Genomic DNA, 15,124 nt, shown 5'->3' on the forward strand with positions numbered 1-15,124 from the left:
TAACACATCTTGTTGATAAAAACAGCAATTTTACGAATGAATTAAAAAGTGAATCAGAGCATTTAATTTCAGATTATCTGGGAAGCTTGAAAAATGTTTGTAAATCTTTTAAAAAATTCTTTGGAATCACTGTTTCGCATCGAACAATTGAAAATTGGCTTTTTGTTAATGAAAACATTTTAGAATTTGATTTAGGACGTTGCTCGGGTTATTATGTCTTTGATGTAGAATGGATAAAAATCAATGGGGAATGGAAATATCGCCACACATTACTTGATGCTATTTCAAATTGCATTGTAGCAGATGCAATTTACGATACTGAAGATGAAACAACTGTTGAAAAGTTTTTAAGAGAATCAACAGCAAATAAAAATAAAAAAGCAATCACAACAGATTTAGATAAAAAATATTCCTCAATTATCCCAAAACTAGGTTTCAAACACCAATTATGTATTTTCCATACTAAAAAAAGTTTAAACAAACAATTAAAAGACTTTAAAGATAAATATCATCTTTCTGACGAAGAATATCAAGAATGCCACAAACAACTAAAATTAATCAAAGATTTATTCGATTTAAATGACTTTGATGAATTTAAAAATGAAGTACAATCATTAATTTATCGTAAAGATGATTTTCATCCAGTTATTTATAAAATAATTAGAAAATTCATTTTTCCAAGATATAAAAGCTTCATTTATCACTTAAAAGATAAGAAAATTGAAAAAACAAGTAATAAAATTGAAAATGCTTTCCAAAAAACAATGCCAAAATCAAGAAAACGAACATTCAAGACCAAACGAGGTGTTTTAAAACGAATATATCGCAGAGATCTAATTTGGAACCAAAATCGAAAAAACGATTTTGAAAATCAACAAAGTTTTTGAAAGAGTCCATCATGATAAATCATTAACATTTATATGCTATATCCTACAAAAATAATAATATTATACTATGTAATGGGGATTAAACATGTTAACATCTGTTCAAAAAGAAATTTTACAAAGTTTAATAAATTTATATCAATCTTCCAAGGGTAAATCTATCAAGGGTGAAGATATTGCTGAGGTTATGGGAAGAAATCCCGGAACAATCAGAAACCAGATGCAATCTCTTAGAAGTTTAGGTTTAGTTAAGGGAGTGCCGGGACCCAGAGGAGGATATAAGCCAACCATTGATGCTTATCATTCCTTGAATATTTCAGTTTCTGATGAGGATTCCAAAGTGCCGGTTTATAAAAATGGTAAAAGGATTGAGGATATTTCCGTTGCAAAAATAGAATTTACAAGTGTTCCTCAGCCTAGTGAATGTGAAGCTGCAATTAAGGTATTGGGAAGCATTAAGGGCTTGAATTTGGGTGATGTCGTAAGTATTGGACCTACGCCGGTTAATAACTTGGGAATTATGGGTACCATTGTTGGCCGTGATGATATGGACAACATTCTGCTTGTTGATACAGAAACCATCAGAAGCATTCCCAAACAGACTGTTGGTGAAATTGCAAGCCGTGATGTGATTTCATTTAAGATGGACTGTTCCGTAAAGGATGCTGCGAAAAAATTAAATTCAAATGAAATTGATGGCGCTCCGGTTATGGAAAATGGAAAGGTAGTTGGAGTGTTTACAGTTACAGACTTGGTTTCGGCCATTGCAAATGATATGGAAGATGCAACTGTAGGTGAACTGATGTCTACAAATGTTGTAATTGTAAATGAAGATTTGAAAATTGCTAAAGCAATTGAAGTTATGCTTAACAAGTCCATCTCAAGATTGATCGTGGCGGACAACGAAAACAAGCTACTGGGAATTGTCACAAGAACAGATTTGATTAATATTATAACTAATTTAGACCAGTTTCCAATAGTTACAAACTAATTATGATTTAAGTGATTTAATGAAAGTAAACCATATTAATGTTGACAGTGATATGAAGGTATCTGATTTAGTGAATCAATTTGATAAATCAGGCGTATTGGGTGCAGGCAGAGTCGGAAGAGCTTGCGGCATTCTCGTAGACATGATTCAGGATGAAGAAATGAACGTGTTTATGAGCTTGGGAGGACCATTAATACCTGGCGGAATGAGAAATATTGTGACTAAAATGATAAATGAGGGTCATGTCGATTTGATTGTTTCAAGCGGAGCAAATATAACCCATGATCTTGTAGAGGCATTTGGAGGAGCTCATTATCAGCATGAAGGACGGGATGATGAGGATTTGAATGCTGACGGAATTGGACGTATCGCCGATATTAATGTTGGTTCGGATGATTTCACTTTTTTTGAGACGGAAATAATAAAGATATTCGAAGAAATTTCTTCTAAAAAGAAGGTTGTTTCAATTCAGGAGCTGCTTTATGAAATAGGTCTTTTGGTTGGGGATGAAAATTCATTTGTTGCAGCTGCTGCAAGAAACAATGTTCCTATTTTTGCTCCCGGTTTGATTGACTCCATGTTGGGTCTTCAGTTATGGATTTTTACACAGGATTATGATTTCATTGTAAGCGCAGCCGGAGATATGCCGTATCTGTCGGATATAGTATTTGAATCTGAAAAGGTAGGTGCGATACTTTTAGGAGGAGGCCTTACAAAACATTATACGCTGGCTTCCAATGTTATTAAAGGAGGTCTTGATGCTGCAATTCAGATTACAATGGACAGGCCCGAAGCAGGCAGTCTTGGTGGAGCACCTCTTGAAGAGGCTAAATCCTGGGCAAAGGCCAAATGCGGTTCTAATCTGGCCAGTGTTGTTGGAGATGTTACAGTAATTTTCCCATTGATTTATGCGGCTGCTTTAGACAAAATTAACAGTGATTAGATGAGTTACATTATTCTCGCAATTCTATTTTTACTGTCCGGATTCTTTATGAAGTATTCGGATGATTTATTTGATGAAAAACATGATATTAAATTGGCCACTGTATTCGGTGTTCTGTGTGCAGTTTCATCAGCCATGGCTGCTGTTTACAGTATAGATGCCGCTTACATTTTTATTTCAGTAATGATAGGTTGTCTATTGGCTCTAAAGATAGACGGAATCCCTCATATAATTACACTGATAGTATTTCTTGCAATAGTTCTATTGTGCGGTATTCCGGATTTGAGGCTGGTTATATTGCTGATTTGTATACTTGCGGCATTTGGCGATGAAGTTGGTCATGAACTAATCTCAAAGGTCACCGATAACAGGTTTTTAAATCTGTTTTTTGAATATCGCTTTGTGATGAAGATTGTTATTTTAATTTTAGCTATCTGTGGTGTATTTGATATTTTGATATTCATATGTTTCATATCATTTGAAATAGCTTATGAAACGGCCGGAATCGTTTTTGAAAAATTATCATAAAAAAGAAGTTAAAAAAAGGAATTAATGAAATTCCTTTAAAGTATTTATTCGCCAATTTCAATACCCATTTTACCTGCTACTCTAGCAAGTAATACGGTAACAATTACTGCAACAATGGTTACAACAATAGCATATATGAATAAACTTGGAAGTGCATCTCCGGTACCGATAAATTGTTCAATTAATTTTTGGATTGCATCGTTCCATGCTAAACCTGCAACAAAAGCAAAAGCAGTAGTAATCAAACCTAAAATGGTTTCCATAATTAATTTTGTTACTTCGTTTGCCATGTTTTTTCCCTCCGTTTAAAATTAATTTGTTCATAGATAATTAGAACAATACTATATTTATTTTTATTATTTAAAATAGTTTAGTTTCACTCAAGTGATTTGATTAAATTTTCGCAAGCAGTTTTAGGATTTTCCGCCTCGTATATGCTTCTTCCAACAATGATTGCATTTGAATATTCAAGGGTTTTTTTGCCGTCTCCGCCCTGTTTGCCAACACCTGGAGATATTATATACGCATCTTTTCCCACGATATCTCTGATATCTGACAGGCGATCAAGTCTGGTGGCCGGCGCAACATAGTTTGTAATTCCCATGTCCACTCCCATTTGAGCTATTGCATCCGCATTTTTTTGCAGAAACATTTTAGCTCCGGGGTGTGACATTTCAGTCAGCAGGAAGAGTTCCTTTTCGTGTTTGTTTGCCATATCAAGACATGCCTGAACACTGTCTGTGCCTACAAATCCGTGACATATTATTGCGTCTGCCCCTGCTTTGAATGTTTCATCACATATTTTTGAGTTTGTCGCATCAATGTCTGCTACTTTAAAGTCACAGATTACCTGAAATTCGAACTTGTCTTTTAATTTGTTGATTATCTCAAGACCTTCGGCAAGTGCAAGAGGATAACCTATTTTTATGGTGTCAATGTATTCTTCAATTGAATCGCAAATTTCAATAGCTTCACTTTCACTCATCACATCAAGTGCTAAAATCAAATTATTTTTTATTTTCATGTTATCTACTTCTTTATTTGATTATTAAATTTATTAGGTTAACCTAAATTTGTTTTATGAATTACTAATAATATTTATATACAATAAGGCATATAATAAATTTATCAATAAAACTTTAATAAATTTTAATTATATTTTAAATTTTTATTGAGAAGTTTATCAAATTGTATTGATAGGTTAATTTGGAGGAAATTATTTATGCATATTATGGAAGGATATTTACCATTGACATGGTGTATTGTATGGTTCGTCATATCATTCATCGTTGTGGCTTATGGTATATATCAAATTAAAAAAATTGTAGACGAAGCCCCTGAATCCAAAGCATTAATTGCTGTAAGTGGTGCATTCATGTTCGTCTTATCTTCTTTGAAATTACCTTCTGTTACTGGAAGTTGTTCTCACCCTTGTGGTAACGGATTAGGTGCAGCATTATTCGGTCCTGCTGTAACAGCAGTACTTGCAACTATCGTACTTTTATTCCAAGCAATCTTACTTGCTCACGGTGGATTAACTACTTTAGGTGCAAACATCTTCTCAATGGGTATTGTTGGGCCATTAGCTGCATGGTTGATTTATAAAGGATTAACTAAAGCTAATGTATCTTCTACTATTGCTATTTTCTTTGCAGCATTTTTAGGAGACTTATTGACTTATGTAGCTACTTCATTCCAATTAGCTTTTGCTTTCCCTGCTCCAACTTTCGGTGAAGCATTAATGAAATTCTTAGTTATTTTCGCAGTAACTCAAGTACCATTAGCTATTGGTGAAGGTCTCTTAACTGTAATTATATGGGACAGATTAAAAGCTTACAAACCAAAATTATTAGATAAATTAGGCGCATTAGCTCCTAATGAAGCATAAGGTGATTAAATATGAAAACATCAACTTTAATTATTATAGCAGTTGTTTGTATTGTATTATTCATTGCACCATTGATAATGTTTAATGGTCATGGAGAAGACGACGGATACTTCGGCGGTGCTGATGATGCAGCTGGTGAAGCTATTGAAGAAACAGGTTTTAAACCTTGGGCTTCATCTATATGGGAACCGCCTAGTGGTGAAATAGAAAGTTTATTATTCGCTCTTCAAGCAGCTATAGGAGCAATTATTATTGGATACTTCTTTGGCTACTGGAGAGGACAAAAAGAAGAAAACTAAGTTCTTCTTTTATTTTTTCTTTTTTTTTTAAAGTGATTTTATGAAATTTGATATGGATTATATTGCACATAATAATGAATTAACGGAATTCAATCCCTATGTAAAATTGTTTTTGACAATTATTTTGTTAATTGTTACCTTAGCACTTGATAATCTATATTTTGACGTGTTCATTTTTGTTGTGATGTCTATTGTCATTTTAGCAATTGCAAAAATCAACTATAGATCTTATTTGAAATTTCTATCAATTCCAATGGCATTTCTTGTTATAACTTGTATCTTTTTGGTGTTCTTCTTTGGAAAAGGGGAAGTTATTTATGAAACAGGAATATTGGGTATAGTGGTCACTAATGATTCATTGCATTATGGTGTTTATACATTTATGCGTGTAATGGGTTGTTTGCCTTGTTTAGGTTTTTTAGCACTTACTACACCGATAGCAAAAATATTAAATTGCCTTAGGTCTTTGAAAGTTCCAAGAATTCTGATTGAAATAGCACTTTTGATGTATAATACAATATTCATTTTCCTAAATGAAATCGATACTATGCAGAAAGCTCAAAACTCAAGATTAGGGTACAATTCATATTTTACATCATTTAAATCATTGGGTGCTCTTGCAAGTACTATATTCTTAAGGGCTCTTGATAAAAGTGAAACATTACAGCATTCTCTAGACTCTAGGGGATACACTGGCGAGCTTCCAGTTTACGTACCAAAAAAGGAGGAATAACATGTTAGAAGTAAGAAATTTAAAATATGCTTATAATTCTGAGTATCAGGCTCTTAAAGGAGTTAGTTTAAGAGTTAAACAAGGAGAAATGGTTGCTCTTTTAGGTAAAAATGGTGCAGGTAAATCAACTTTGTTTCTTCATTTGAATGGAATTTATGAACCTGATGAAGGACAGGTTTTCATTGATGGTGAGGAGTTAAAGTATGATAAGAAATCCTTGCTTAAGTTTAGACAAAAGGTAGGAATTGTATTTCAAAATCCGGATGATCAGATATTCGCTCCAACTGTTGAAGAGGATGTTGCATTCGGCCCCCTTAATTTAGGATTGTCAATGGAAGAGGTTCAGGACAGAGTTGAATATGCCCTATCCCGTGTTGGCATGAGCGGATATGAGAAAAAGGCACCTCATCACTTGAGTGGAGGTCAAAAGAAACGTGTTGCCATTGCAGGTATTCTTGCCATGAAACCTGAAGTGATGGTTTTGGATGAGCCTACTGCTGGTCTTGACCCTCAGGGTGTTGTTGACCTGTCCAAGTTATTAAGGGAGCTTAATGATGAAGGAATCACAATCATTATTTCAACTCACGAAGTTGATTTGGTTCCAAACTATGCTGAAAGGATATTTGTTTTAGTCGATGGTTTACTGATAGCTGAAGGAACTCCTAAAGAGATTTTTTCACAACCGGAAATATTGGAGCAGGCAAATTTGAAGGTTCCGATTGTTACAGATTTATTCCAGCAGCTTGAAAAAGATGGTTTTGACATGCAAGGGGATTATCCGTTAACAATTGACGAAGCTAAGGATAAGTTTTTAGATTTGTTAAATAAAAACTAATTTTTTTTTAATTCGAAAATTTTTCATAATTTTAAAACCCAAAGTATTACTCGCAGTAATAATTCATAATACTTTTTTATTTTGATTAAAGTTTTATATTAAAAAATACATATTCTTTTATAAGGTGAAGATATGAGAATCGGTATTTGTGATACAACTTTTGCTCGTTTTGACATGGCTTCAGCAGCCATCGATGAGCTTAAAAACAATGCTTATGATTTAAAAATAATTCGTGAAACCGTTCCGGGCGTTAAGGATTTGCCAGTAACCGCCAAAATTCTCATTGAAGAGGAAAACTGTGATATTGTAATGGCACTTGGAATGCCAGGGCCTATGGAAAAGGATAAGATGTGTGCCCATGAGGCATCCACCGGTTTGATAAATGCACAGCTCATGACAAATACCCATATTCTGGAAGTATTTGTACATGAAGACGAAGAGGAAGATCCTGTTGAACTTGCAAAACTTGCAGAAAACAGAGCTCGTGAACATGCACAGAATTTAATCAAAATGATGTATCACAGAAAAGCAATGAGAAAAGAGGCAGGTATGGGAATGCGTGAAGGAAAAGAGGACGCAGGACCTTTATAATGTTTTAAGATTATTATGTCAAACTCAAGAAATGATATTTTTGTAGTCGTCCCGGCTTATAACGAGGAAAAAACAGTTTCACAAATCATTGAGGGAATTGCCGGCGAAGGATACAATGTTGTACTTGTTAATGATGGCTCTAAAGATAATACTCTTAATTTAGCCATAGAATCAAAAAGGAAATATCCGGATAGGATATTCATAGTTTCCCATGTAATCAATAGGGGTTTGGGGGCTGCATTAAAGACGGGAATGACTGTGGCGCTTGATAAAAATGCAGAGTATATTCTAACTTTTGATGCTGATGGTCAGCATGAGATATCAGATATTGCCAAGGTGGTCAAGCCCCTGCAGGATGGGGAAGCTGATGCATGCATAGGTGCAAGGCCGTTGAAAGACATGCCGTTTTCTAAAAGTTTTGCAAATTTTGTCATGAACTTCTTAACATTGGTATTTTATGGAAGGAATGTCAAGGACTCACAAAGCGGTCTTAGAGCTTTCACTGCTAATGCCGCAAGCCAGATCAATGTTGTTTCATCAGGTTATGCAGTCTCATCAGAATTCATTAAGGAGATTTCAGACAATCATCTTAAATTGGAAGAAGTGGAAATCACTACAATTTATACCCCTGAAACTCAGCATAAGGGAACAGATGCCATTGTTGGAATAAAAATTCTATTTAAAATGATTTTAGATTTATTTAAAATTTAGAGGTGTTTTTTATTATTGGTCCACTACATTTATATCAAGTCGTATTATTAATTGCAGCAATCGTTACAATTGCTTTTGCGTATCATAGAATGCACTCAAAAAAATCCACTCCCGCCTCTTTTGTATTGTGGATTGTAATTTGGATTGTTTTATTGTTATTTGCATTTAAACCTGATTTCAGTATGCCCCTTGCAAATTTATTTGGTTTTGGTAGGGGTATAGATTTATTGGTCATTATTGGTTTGTTATTCTCATTGTATCTGATATTCAGATTATATATCAAGTTCGATGATATGAACCAGCAAATCAATCAGTTGGTAAGGGAATTGGCCATTCGCAATGAAATAGAACTGGAAGAGGAAGAATAGATTGTATGATTTATTTTAGAGGATGTACTGCTCGAGAAAAAGAAACAGATATTTCAAAGGCAACAGAGAAATTATTAAAATTGGCTGATGTGGATTATCACATTTTGGATGATGAGAAATGCTGCGGGTCTGTTTTGCTCAGAACTGGTTTTGAAGATGAAGCACGTGAACAGATTGAAAAAAACACTGAAGTTTTTAAAGATGAATTGATTTTAACCTCATGTGCAGGATGTTACAAAACCCTCAAAGACGATTACGAGGATATTGACGTAATTCACATTTCCCAATTGATTGACGGCTTGATTAAAGACGGACGACTTAATTTCTCCAAAAGAGATTTGAATGTGACTTATCATGATTCCTGTCATTTGGGCAGGCATTCCAACGTATTTGACTCCCCGCGCGAAGTCATTAAATCGGTTGCGGATATAGTTGAAATGGAAAATATTCGTGAGGATAGCTTATGCTGTGGTGCCGGCGGGGGAGTCAGGTCGGCATATCCCGAAATTGCCGATGAAATGGCCAAATCAAGAATCAAACAGGCAAAGGATACCGGTTGCAAAACACTGATAACGGCATGCCCGTTTTGCAAGCTCAATTTGGAAAATGATGATTTGGAAGTTTTGGATTTGACCGAGTTTTTAGTGGAATATGGTGGTGCGGATGGAATCGACTGAACTTGAAACAATGAGAAAATCATTCAATACAGTTAAGAAAAGGTCCAATGATATCAAGGAATCACCATCAACTAAAAGATTGGTAAAAAGGGTTCGGGAAATTAAAGAATACTCAATTGAACATAATGAGGAATTGTTTAATCAGGTTTGCGAGTCATTTAATCGCAATGACATCGAATTTAGATTGGCTGAAACTTCGGGTGATGCACTGGAAATCATTGATGGTTTGCTTGACGAGTATAATGCATCTACAGTGGCCAAGGCCAAATCAAATACCCTGGGTGAGATTAACCTTAAGAAACACTTAAAAGACACTGGTATTGATGTTGTCGAGACGGATTTGGGCGATCGTATTTTGCAACTTAAAAAGACAGACAACAAGCCGGTCCATCCAACAGGTCCAGCTTCTCATCTTAACATTTCGAGAATTACGGACATCGTCAACGAATCCTTGGACGTCAATGTTAATCCCGAAGCCCGTGAAATCATGGAGGCCGTAAGAAGTGATGTGCTGAATCGTCTGAAAAATGCTAATGTAGGTATAAGCGGAGCCAATGCAATTGCATCTGAAGAGGGATCCCTTGTAATGGTGCACAATGAGGGCAATATTTCGATAGTTTCACTGAAGGACTTGCATATAATCGTAGCTGGAATCGATAAAATGGTGCCGACATTGGAGGACGCAATCTCTGTTGTGAAGCTTGAAACAATCTTTGCCACAGGAAGCTATGTTACGTCATACATGAACGTGGTTTCAGGCCCGTCAAAGACAGCAGACATTGAAAAGAAGCTTCTCAAAAACATGTACGGAGCCGAAAGGGTAGTGGTTATTCTTCTGGACAACGGAAGGAGCCAGGCAACACCAGAATGCCTTTACTGCATAGGATGCGGGAACTGTGTCGTTCACTGCCCCGTATACAATGCCGTCGGAAACGAATTCGGATTCAACAACTATCTGGGCGGACGCGGGGTTGCGATGTCCAGATTCATCGAAGACGATGAGACCTGCTTCAATTCAGGCCTTTACATGTGTACCTTATGCGGATTGTGCACACTGAACTGCCCTGTAGCCATCCCAACCAATGAAATCATTGAAAATATGAGAAGGTTATCAACTGAAGTTGGCTTTTATCCTAAAGCTCACGGCATCATCAGGGATAATGTTTCAAAAAAGGATTCTCCTTATTAACTAATTTTTTTTTAAAATCTGCTATAAAAACAATAATATTATAAGTAATAATGAAGTAATAGTATTATAATATAAAATTATATTTTATTGGAGGAAATTTATGCTTCTATTAATAAGCCCTATAAATCATGAAGAAGCTCTGGAATCAATTAAAGGCGGAGCAGACATTGTTGATGTAAAAAATCCTAAAGAAGGTTCTTTAGGAGCTAATTTCCCATGGGTAATTAAGGAAATTAGAGAATTAACTCCTGAAGACAAGCTTGTAAGTGCTACTTTGGGAGATGTGCCTTACAAACCGGGCACTGTTTCCCTTGCGGCAATGGGCGCTCATGTTTCTGGTGCGGATTATATTAAAGTTGGATTATATGGAACAAAGGACCATGATGAAGCGGTTGAAGTCATGGAAAACGTCGTAAAGACAGTAAAGGATGTCAGTGAAGACACAATCATTGTGGCCGCAGGATATGCCGATGCCCATCGCGTTGGAGCAGTAGACCCTATGGATATTCCAAAGGTGGCCCGCGATGCAGGATGCGACCTGGCAATGCTTGACACTGCCGTTAAGGATGGTCATACATTATTTGATTATTTAGATATTGATAAATTACAGGAATTTGTAGATGAAGCTCACAGTTATGGTTTGTTGACTGCACTTGCAGGATCCGTTAAGAAGGACCAATTGAAACCGTTGCATGATATCGGATGTGATGTTGTTGGAATCAGGGGAGCTGCCTGTGTGGGTGGAGACAGAAATACTGGTAAGATCCATCATACTGCTGTAGCTGAGCTTAAAGAATTATGCGATTCATTTTAGATAGGTGTTATTATGTCATTTTCAAAAAAAGTTCAAGAAGCAAGAATGTCCTACACTTTCGATGATTTTCTTTTAACTCCAAATGCAAGTTATGTTGAACCTAAGGATATCTGTACTGATATTGAATTGGGTAAGGGAATTAAATTAAACATTCCTGTCTTAAGTGCAGCTATGGATACCGTAACTGAAGCAGACCTTGCAATCGCCATGGCTCAACAGGGCGGAATTGGTGTGATTCACAGAAATATCTCACAGGAAAGGCAGGTTGAGGAAGTTAGAAAAGTTAAAAATGCTGAAGATTTAACAATTCGTGATGTAATAACCATTTCTCCGGATTCCACTGTTGCTCAAGCTGAAACATTGATGCATGATGAACTCATCAGTGGCCTGCCTGTTGTTGATGGTGATAAAATCATGGGAATTATCTCAAAAAGGGATATCAGACCAGTCTTAAAATCCGAACCATCCACAGCGATTAAAGACATAATGACCTCTGATGTCGTCACTGTTGATGAGGGCGTATCTGCCGAAGAGGCATTGAATGTCGCTTATGAAAACAAGGTCGAAAGGCTTCCTGTTGTTCATGACGGCAAATTAGTCGGAATCATTACTATTAAAGATATTTTAAATCAAGCACAATATCCTAATGCGGCTCGTGATAAGAACGGCGACTTTTTGGTTGCTGCTGCATGCGGTCCTTTTGATTTGGATAGGGCAATGGCGCTTGACCAGGCCGGCGCGGATATTATTTCCATTGACTGTGCTCACGCTCACAACATGAACGTTGTTAAGTTCACTGAAACCATTAAAGACAATATTGATGCGGAATTATGTGTTGGAAACATTGCAACTGCAGAGGCTGCTGAAGACTTGATATCCATGGGTGTGGATGCACTTAAAGTTGGTATCGGTCCTGGTTCAATGTGTACCACCCGTATTGTAGCCGGTGTTGGAGTGCCGCAGCTCACCGCTATTTCAGATGTTGCCGATGCTGCAGCGGATTCAGGTGTTCCTGTAATAGCTGACGGTGGTATTAGGTACTCAGGCGATGTTGCGAAGGCTATTGGTGCCGGTGCGGATGCAGTAATGCTCGGTAATTTGCTTGCAGCATCCTTGGAAGCTCCCGGCGATATTGTTGTCATGAACGGTAAGCAGTATAAGAAATACCGTGGAATGGGATCCATGGGTGCAATGACAAGCGAATATGACGGTGGAGCAGACAGATACTTCCAGGGTCAAAAAAGTAAAATGAACCATACCAAATATGTTCCTGAAGGAATCGAAGGTGCTGTACCATACAGAGGAACCATTGCAGAAATCTTATTCCAATTGGTGGGTGGTTTAAAATCATCCATGGGTTATTGTGGTGCAAAGGATATTGCTGCAATGAAAGAAAAAGCAAGATTCGTTAGAATTACAAGCAGCGGTATTAAGGAATCCCACCCTCATGACCTGCTAATTACTAATGAAAGTCCTAATTATCCAACACTTGAGTAGGTTGGATAATATTTTATTATTTTTTTGATGCTTCAAGATTCCATCAAAAAATAAAATTTAATAATTTGTAACGAGTTTTATTCTTGAAATATCAGTTTTTAAGAAAACATTTAAATATTAGTTAATTCAATATTATTACATTAGATTATTTTATGATTAATTTATGTAAATTGTTCTGATTTACATTATTACAAATTTCATTATTATGGAGAGATATTAAATGGCAAGAACTAAAAAAGTAGGTATCACAGGAAGGTTCGGTCCAAGATACGGAAGAAAAGCAAAAAGAACTGTTAAAATCATCGAAGAAAACATGAAAAAAGATCATGTTTGCCCTAAATGTGACAGGCCTTATGTAAAAAGACAAGCTGCTGGAATTTGGAAATGTAGAAAATGCGGTGCAGTATTCACCGGTGGAGCTTATGTTCCACAGACTCCTATGGCAAAATCCGCAGCACGCAGTATCAGAGACATTAAAGTGGAGGAATAAGCCTTGTATACATGTCCACGTTGTGGAGCAGAAGTAGACCATAAAAGCTACATGGAAAATAAATGTCCTAAATGCAGATATAGGATTTTATTTAAAAAAGTTCCTGAAACAACTAGAGTCATAAAAGCAAGATAGTTCATCTGCTTTTACTAAATTTTTTACTATTTTTGATTTTATATGTTAATTTCAACATCCAGAAAACCTTCTCAAAAAACAAGGAAGTTTTGTAAAACTTTAGCGCGCTCAACAGATTCAACATCCGTCAACAGAGGAAAAATGAATATGCGCGAACTTCTTTTGAAGGCTCTGGAACTGGATGAATTTAACTTGGCTATTGTGAATGAACTCAAAGGGAATCCAAGTAAAATCACATTCTATTCCAATAAGGGGGAAGTTTTACTTGTGATTCTTGTCAGTGCTTCAGTCGAAAACGAAACACTGAACATGGCTCCTTCCCAATTGAAAATAGTTAGCGAAGTTGAAAGGCTCAATGTTTTAAGTGAGATTTTGGACATGGAGCTCGTTGATAAGGCAGAGGATAATTGTATCCTGATATCCAGTAGCGATGATTTGGTAGCTAAAATTAACTTTATCAATAAGTTTGGAGAAAAAAATAAATTCCAGATCAATGTTAAAAAGATTTTAGAGGTTGCTCATGATTGATGAAAGTCCTCTTGAGTCTGTTAAAAGTGATATAGCTATTGAATTTGCAAGCGGCTCCCAGGCTAAAATTATTTATGATTCCATAATTTTAGAGTTCAGCACCGCTCCGGATTACAGGTCTTCCATGACAATTGATTTGGAGGAAAACAGAATTTTAATCAATATTGATGCTGAAGATTCCACATCCTTTAGGGCTTCTGTAAACTCTGCAATCAAGTGGATAAAATTGGCATTAGAAATAAATAATTTGACAAATTAATATTCATATGAATAATTTAAAATAAAATACGGTGATAAAATGGAGATTCCTGAAAATATTCAAAGTCAATTAAATCAGTTTCAACAATTACAACAACAGGCTCAAGCTGTAAGTATGCAAGTTCAAAATGTTGAAATTCAAATTCAAGAAACTGAAAAGGCATTAGAAGAACTCAAAAAAACTGATGAAAATACTGAAGTATTCAAGCAGGCAGGCACTTTACTCATTAAAGTGGAATATGCTGACGCTTTAGCTGAAATGGAAGAAAAGCTAGAAACTCTTCAATTAAGAAAACAAACCATGACCCGTCAGGAGGAAAGGGTCGTGAAAAAACTTGAAGAGATGCAGGCCACCATTCAGGCTGCTATGCAAGGTATGGGCCAATAGGCTTATTTCCTTTATTTTTTCTTTTTTGGATTTTTATGTCAAAGCTAAAAGTATTAACTAATGAGGATCTGTCCAAGATTTCCGATGATTTTGGTGAAATTCTTGAAAATGAAGTTTCAAAAACAATTTCTGTCAAGGAATTGGAGGATTTGGACTTGGATATTGTTCTCAGCTATGATGATGGACAGTTAGATGTTGATGTTGATGTTGGAGTCCTTTTTGATGAGCTTTCCGAAATCAATCAGGAACAGGTTTCCAAGGCAATAGACGAAGCCTATTTGAAGTTCGATTCCTATATCAATGAGAATTTCAGGGACTAATTATTTTTTTTCCAATCTTTGAGTATTACTACAAGGATGTTTTTTAATAATTGAAGT

At 35.9% G+C, this 15,124-nt stretch carries 23 protein-coding genes; 21 read left to right on the forward strand and 2 right to left on the reverse strand.

Translation table 11 applies throughout. The annotated features are described in order from the left end of the window. From ACKI4K_RS05990 to ACKI4K_RS06005, 4 genes are all read left to right on the forward strand, one after another. Window positions 1-887, forward strand: an 887-nt coding sequence (locus ACKI4K_RS05990) for a hypothetical protein (RefSeq protein ID WP_407423243.1), incomplete at its 5' end; no start/stop codon positions are given. Window positions 888-972: 85 nt separating this feature from the next. Next, on the forward strand, window positions 973-1,875 hold the full coding sequence (locus ACKI4K_RS05995) for a CBS domain-containing protein (RefSeq protein WP_407423245.1): 903 nt from the start codon (window positions 973-975) through the stop codon (window positions 1,873-1,875). Window positions 1,876-1,894: 19 nt separating this feature from the next. Next, complete coding sequence (locus ACKI4K_RS06000) at window positions 1,895-2,818, forward strand: deoxyhypusine synthase (RefSeq protein WP_407423247.1); 924 nt, start codon at window positions 1,895-1,897, stop codon at window positions 2,816-2,818. Next, on the forward strand, window positions 2,819-3,346 hold the full coding sequence (locus ACKI4K_RS06005; protein WP_407423249.1) for a hypothetical protein: 528 nt from the start codon (window positions 2,819-2,821) through the stop codon (window positions 3,344-3,346). It abuts the gene before it with no gap. A gap of 44 nt (window positions 3,347-3,390) precedes the next feature. On the opposite strand, the gene ACKI4K_RS06010 is transcribed toward ACKI4K_RS06005, so the two are convergent. Both ACKI4K_RS06010 and pyrF read right to left on the reverse strand, forming a co-directional pair. Continuing rightward, on the reverse strand, window positions 3,391-3,636 hold the full coding sequence (locus ACKI4K_RS06010; protein WP_406531822.1) for a DUF5654 family protein: 246 nt from the start codon (window positions 3,634-3,636) through the stop codon (window positions 3,391-3,393). A gap of 86 nt (window positions 3,637-3,722) precedes the next feature. Continuing rightward, the gene (gene pyrF, locus ACKI4K_RS06015) at window positions 3,723-4,370 is read right to left on the reverse strand and encodes an orotidine-5'-phosphate decarboxylase (protein ID WP_407423251.1); all 648 of its coding nucleotides are present in this window, start codon (window positions 4,368-4,370) and stop codon (window positions 3,723-3,725) included. A 198-nt stretch (window positions 4,371-4,568) separates the two neighbouring features. Here pyrF and cbiM point away from each other — a divergent pair, with 198 nt between their 5' ends. The 17 genes from cbiM to ACKI4K_RS06100 all read left to right on the forward strand — a co-directional run bounded on the left by cbiM (window position 4,569) and on the right by ACKI4K_RS06100 (window position 15,067). Next, a complete protein-coding gene (gene cbiM / locus ACKI4K_RS06020; RefSeq protein WP_407423253.1) occupies window positions 4,569-5,234 on the forward strand; it encodes a cobalt ECF transporter S component CbiM in 666 nt (221 codons plus the stop codon). A gap of 11 nt (window positions 5,235-5,245) precedes the next feature. Beyond that, the gene (locus ACKI4K_RS06025) at window positions 5,246-5,533 is read left to right on the forward strand and encodes an energy-coupling factor ABC transporter substrate-binding protein (protein WP_406531819.1); all 288 of its coding nucleotides are present in this window, start codon (window positions 5,246-5,248) and stop codon (window positions 5,531-5,533) included. Between the two features lie 40 nt (window positions 5,534-5,573). Further along, on the forward strand, window positions 5,574-6,266 hold the full coding sequence (cbiQ, locus tag ACKI4K_RS06030; protein WP_406531818.1) for a cobalt ECF transporter T component CbiQ: 693 nt from the start codon (window positions 5,574-5,576) through the stop codon (window positions 6,264-6,266). A gap of 1 nt (window position 6,267) precedes the next feature. Further along, complete coding sequence (locus tag ACKI4K_RS06035) at window positions 6,268-7,101, forward strand: ATP-binding cassette domain-containing protein (protein WP_407423256.1); 834 nt, start codon at window positions 6,268-6,270, stop codon at window positions 7,099-7,101. Window positions 7,102-7,233: 132 nt separating this feature from the next. Continuing rightward, a complete protein-coding gene (gene ribC, locus ACKI4K_RS06040) occupies window positions 7,234-7,692 on the forward strand; it encodes a riboflavin synthase (protein ID WP_292608987.1) in 459 nt (152 codons plus the stop codon). Between the two features lie 15 nt (window positions 7,693-7,707). After that, a complete protein-coding gene (locus ACKI4K_RS06045) occupies window positions 7,708-8,403 on the forward strand; it encodes a glycosyltransferase family 2 protein (protein WP_407423258.1) in 696 nt (231 codons plus the stop codon). 2 nt (window positions 8,404-8,405) lie between these two features. Further along, a complete protein-coding gene (locus ACKI4K_RS06050) occupies window positions 8,406-8,771 on the forward strand; it encodes a DUF2304 domain-containing protein (RefSeq protein ID WP_407423260.1) in 366 nt (121 codons plus the stop codon). 5 nt (window positions 8,772-8,776) lie between these two features. Further along, entirely contained in the window at window positions 8,777-9,448 is a 672-nt protein-coding gene (locus tag ACKI4K_RS06055; RefSeq protein ID WP_407423262.1) for a (Fe-S)-binding protein, read from the forward strand. Further along, window positions 9,435-10,637 (forward strand): LUD domain-containing protein, encoded by a 1,203-nt coding sequence (locus tag ACKI4K_RS06060; protein WP_407423263.1) that lies wholly within the window; start codon window positions 9,435-9,437, stop codon window positions 10,635-10,637. Before ACKI4K_RS06055 ends, ACKI4K_RS06060 begins: the two co-directional genes overlap by 14 nt. 100 nt (window positions 10,638-10,737) lie before the next feature. Beyond that, a complete protein-coding gene (locus ACKI4K_RS06065) occupies window positions 10,738-11,451 on the forward strand; it encodes a (5-formylfuran-3-yl)methyl phosphate synthase (protein ID WP_407423265.1) in 714 nt (237 codons plus the stop codon). A gap of 12 nt (window positions 11,452-11,463) precedes the next feature. Beyond that, window positions 11,464-12,948: an IMP dehydrogenase gene (gene guaB, locus ACKI4K_RS06070; protein WP_407423267.1), complete on the forward strand. Its 1,485-nt coding sequence runs from the start codon at window positions 11,464-11,466 to the stop codon at window positions 12,946-12,948. Window positions 12,949-13,168: 220 nt separating this feature from the next. Next, entirely contained in the window at window positions 13,169-13,438 is a 270-nt protein-coding gene (rpl37A, locus tag ACKI4K_RS06075; protein WP_407423269.1) for a 50S ribosomal protein L37Ae, read from the forward strand. Window positions 13,439-13,441: 3 nt separating this feature from the next. After that, a complete protein-coding gene (locus tag ACKI4K_RS06080; protein ID WP_406531809.1) occupies window positions 13,442-13,573 on the forward strand; it encodes a DNA-directed RNA polymerase subunit P in 132 nt (43 codons plus the stop codon). A gap of 42 nt (window positions 13,574-13,615) precedes the next feature. Next, a complete protein-coding gene (locus ACKI4K_RS06085; RefSeq protein WP_407423271.1) occupies window positions 13,616-14,101 on the forward strand; it encodes a ribonucleotide-diphosphate reductase subunit beta in 486 nt (161 codons plus the stop codon). Further along, window positions 14,094-14,360, forward strand: coding sequence for a KEOPS complex subunit Pcc1 (locus ACKI4K_RS06090; RefSeq protein ID WP_407423273.1), 267 nt, complete (start codon window positions 14,094-14,096; stop codon window positions 14,358-14,360). The genes ACKI4K_RS06085 and ACKI4K_RS06090 overlap by 8 nt, the downstream gene beginning before the upstream one ends. Window positions 14,361-14,399: 39 nt before the next feature. Further along, complete coding sequence (locus ACKI4K_RS06095; RefSeq protein ID WP_407423275.1) at window positions 14,400-14,747, forward strand: prefoldin subunit beta; 348 nt, start codon at window positions 14,400-14,402, stop codon at window positions 14,745-14,747. Between the two features lie 35 nt (window positions 14,748-14,782). Next, window positions 14,783-15,067 (forward strand): DUF3194 domain-containing protein, encoded by a 285-nt coding sequence (locus ACKI4K_RS06100; RefSeq protein ID WP_407423276.1) that lies wholly within the window; start codon window positions 14,783-14,785, stop codon window positions 15,065-15,067. The last annotated feature ends 57 nt before the right edge of the window (window positions 15,068-15,124 follow it).

This window comes from Methanobrevibacter sp., from assembly GCF_045644645.1.
Lineage (GTDB): Archaea > Methanobacteriota > Methanobacteria > Methanobacteriales > Methanobacteriaceae > Methanocatella.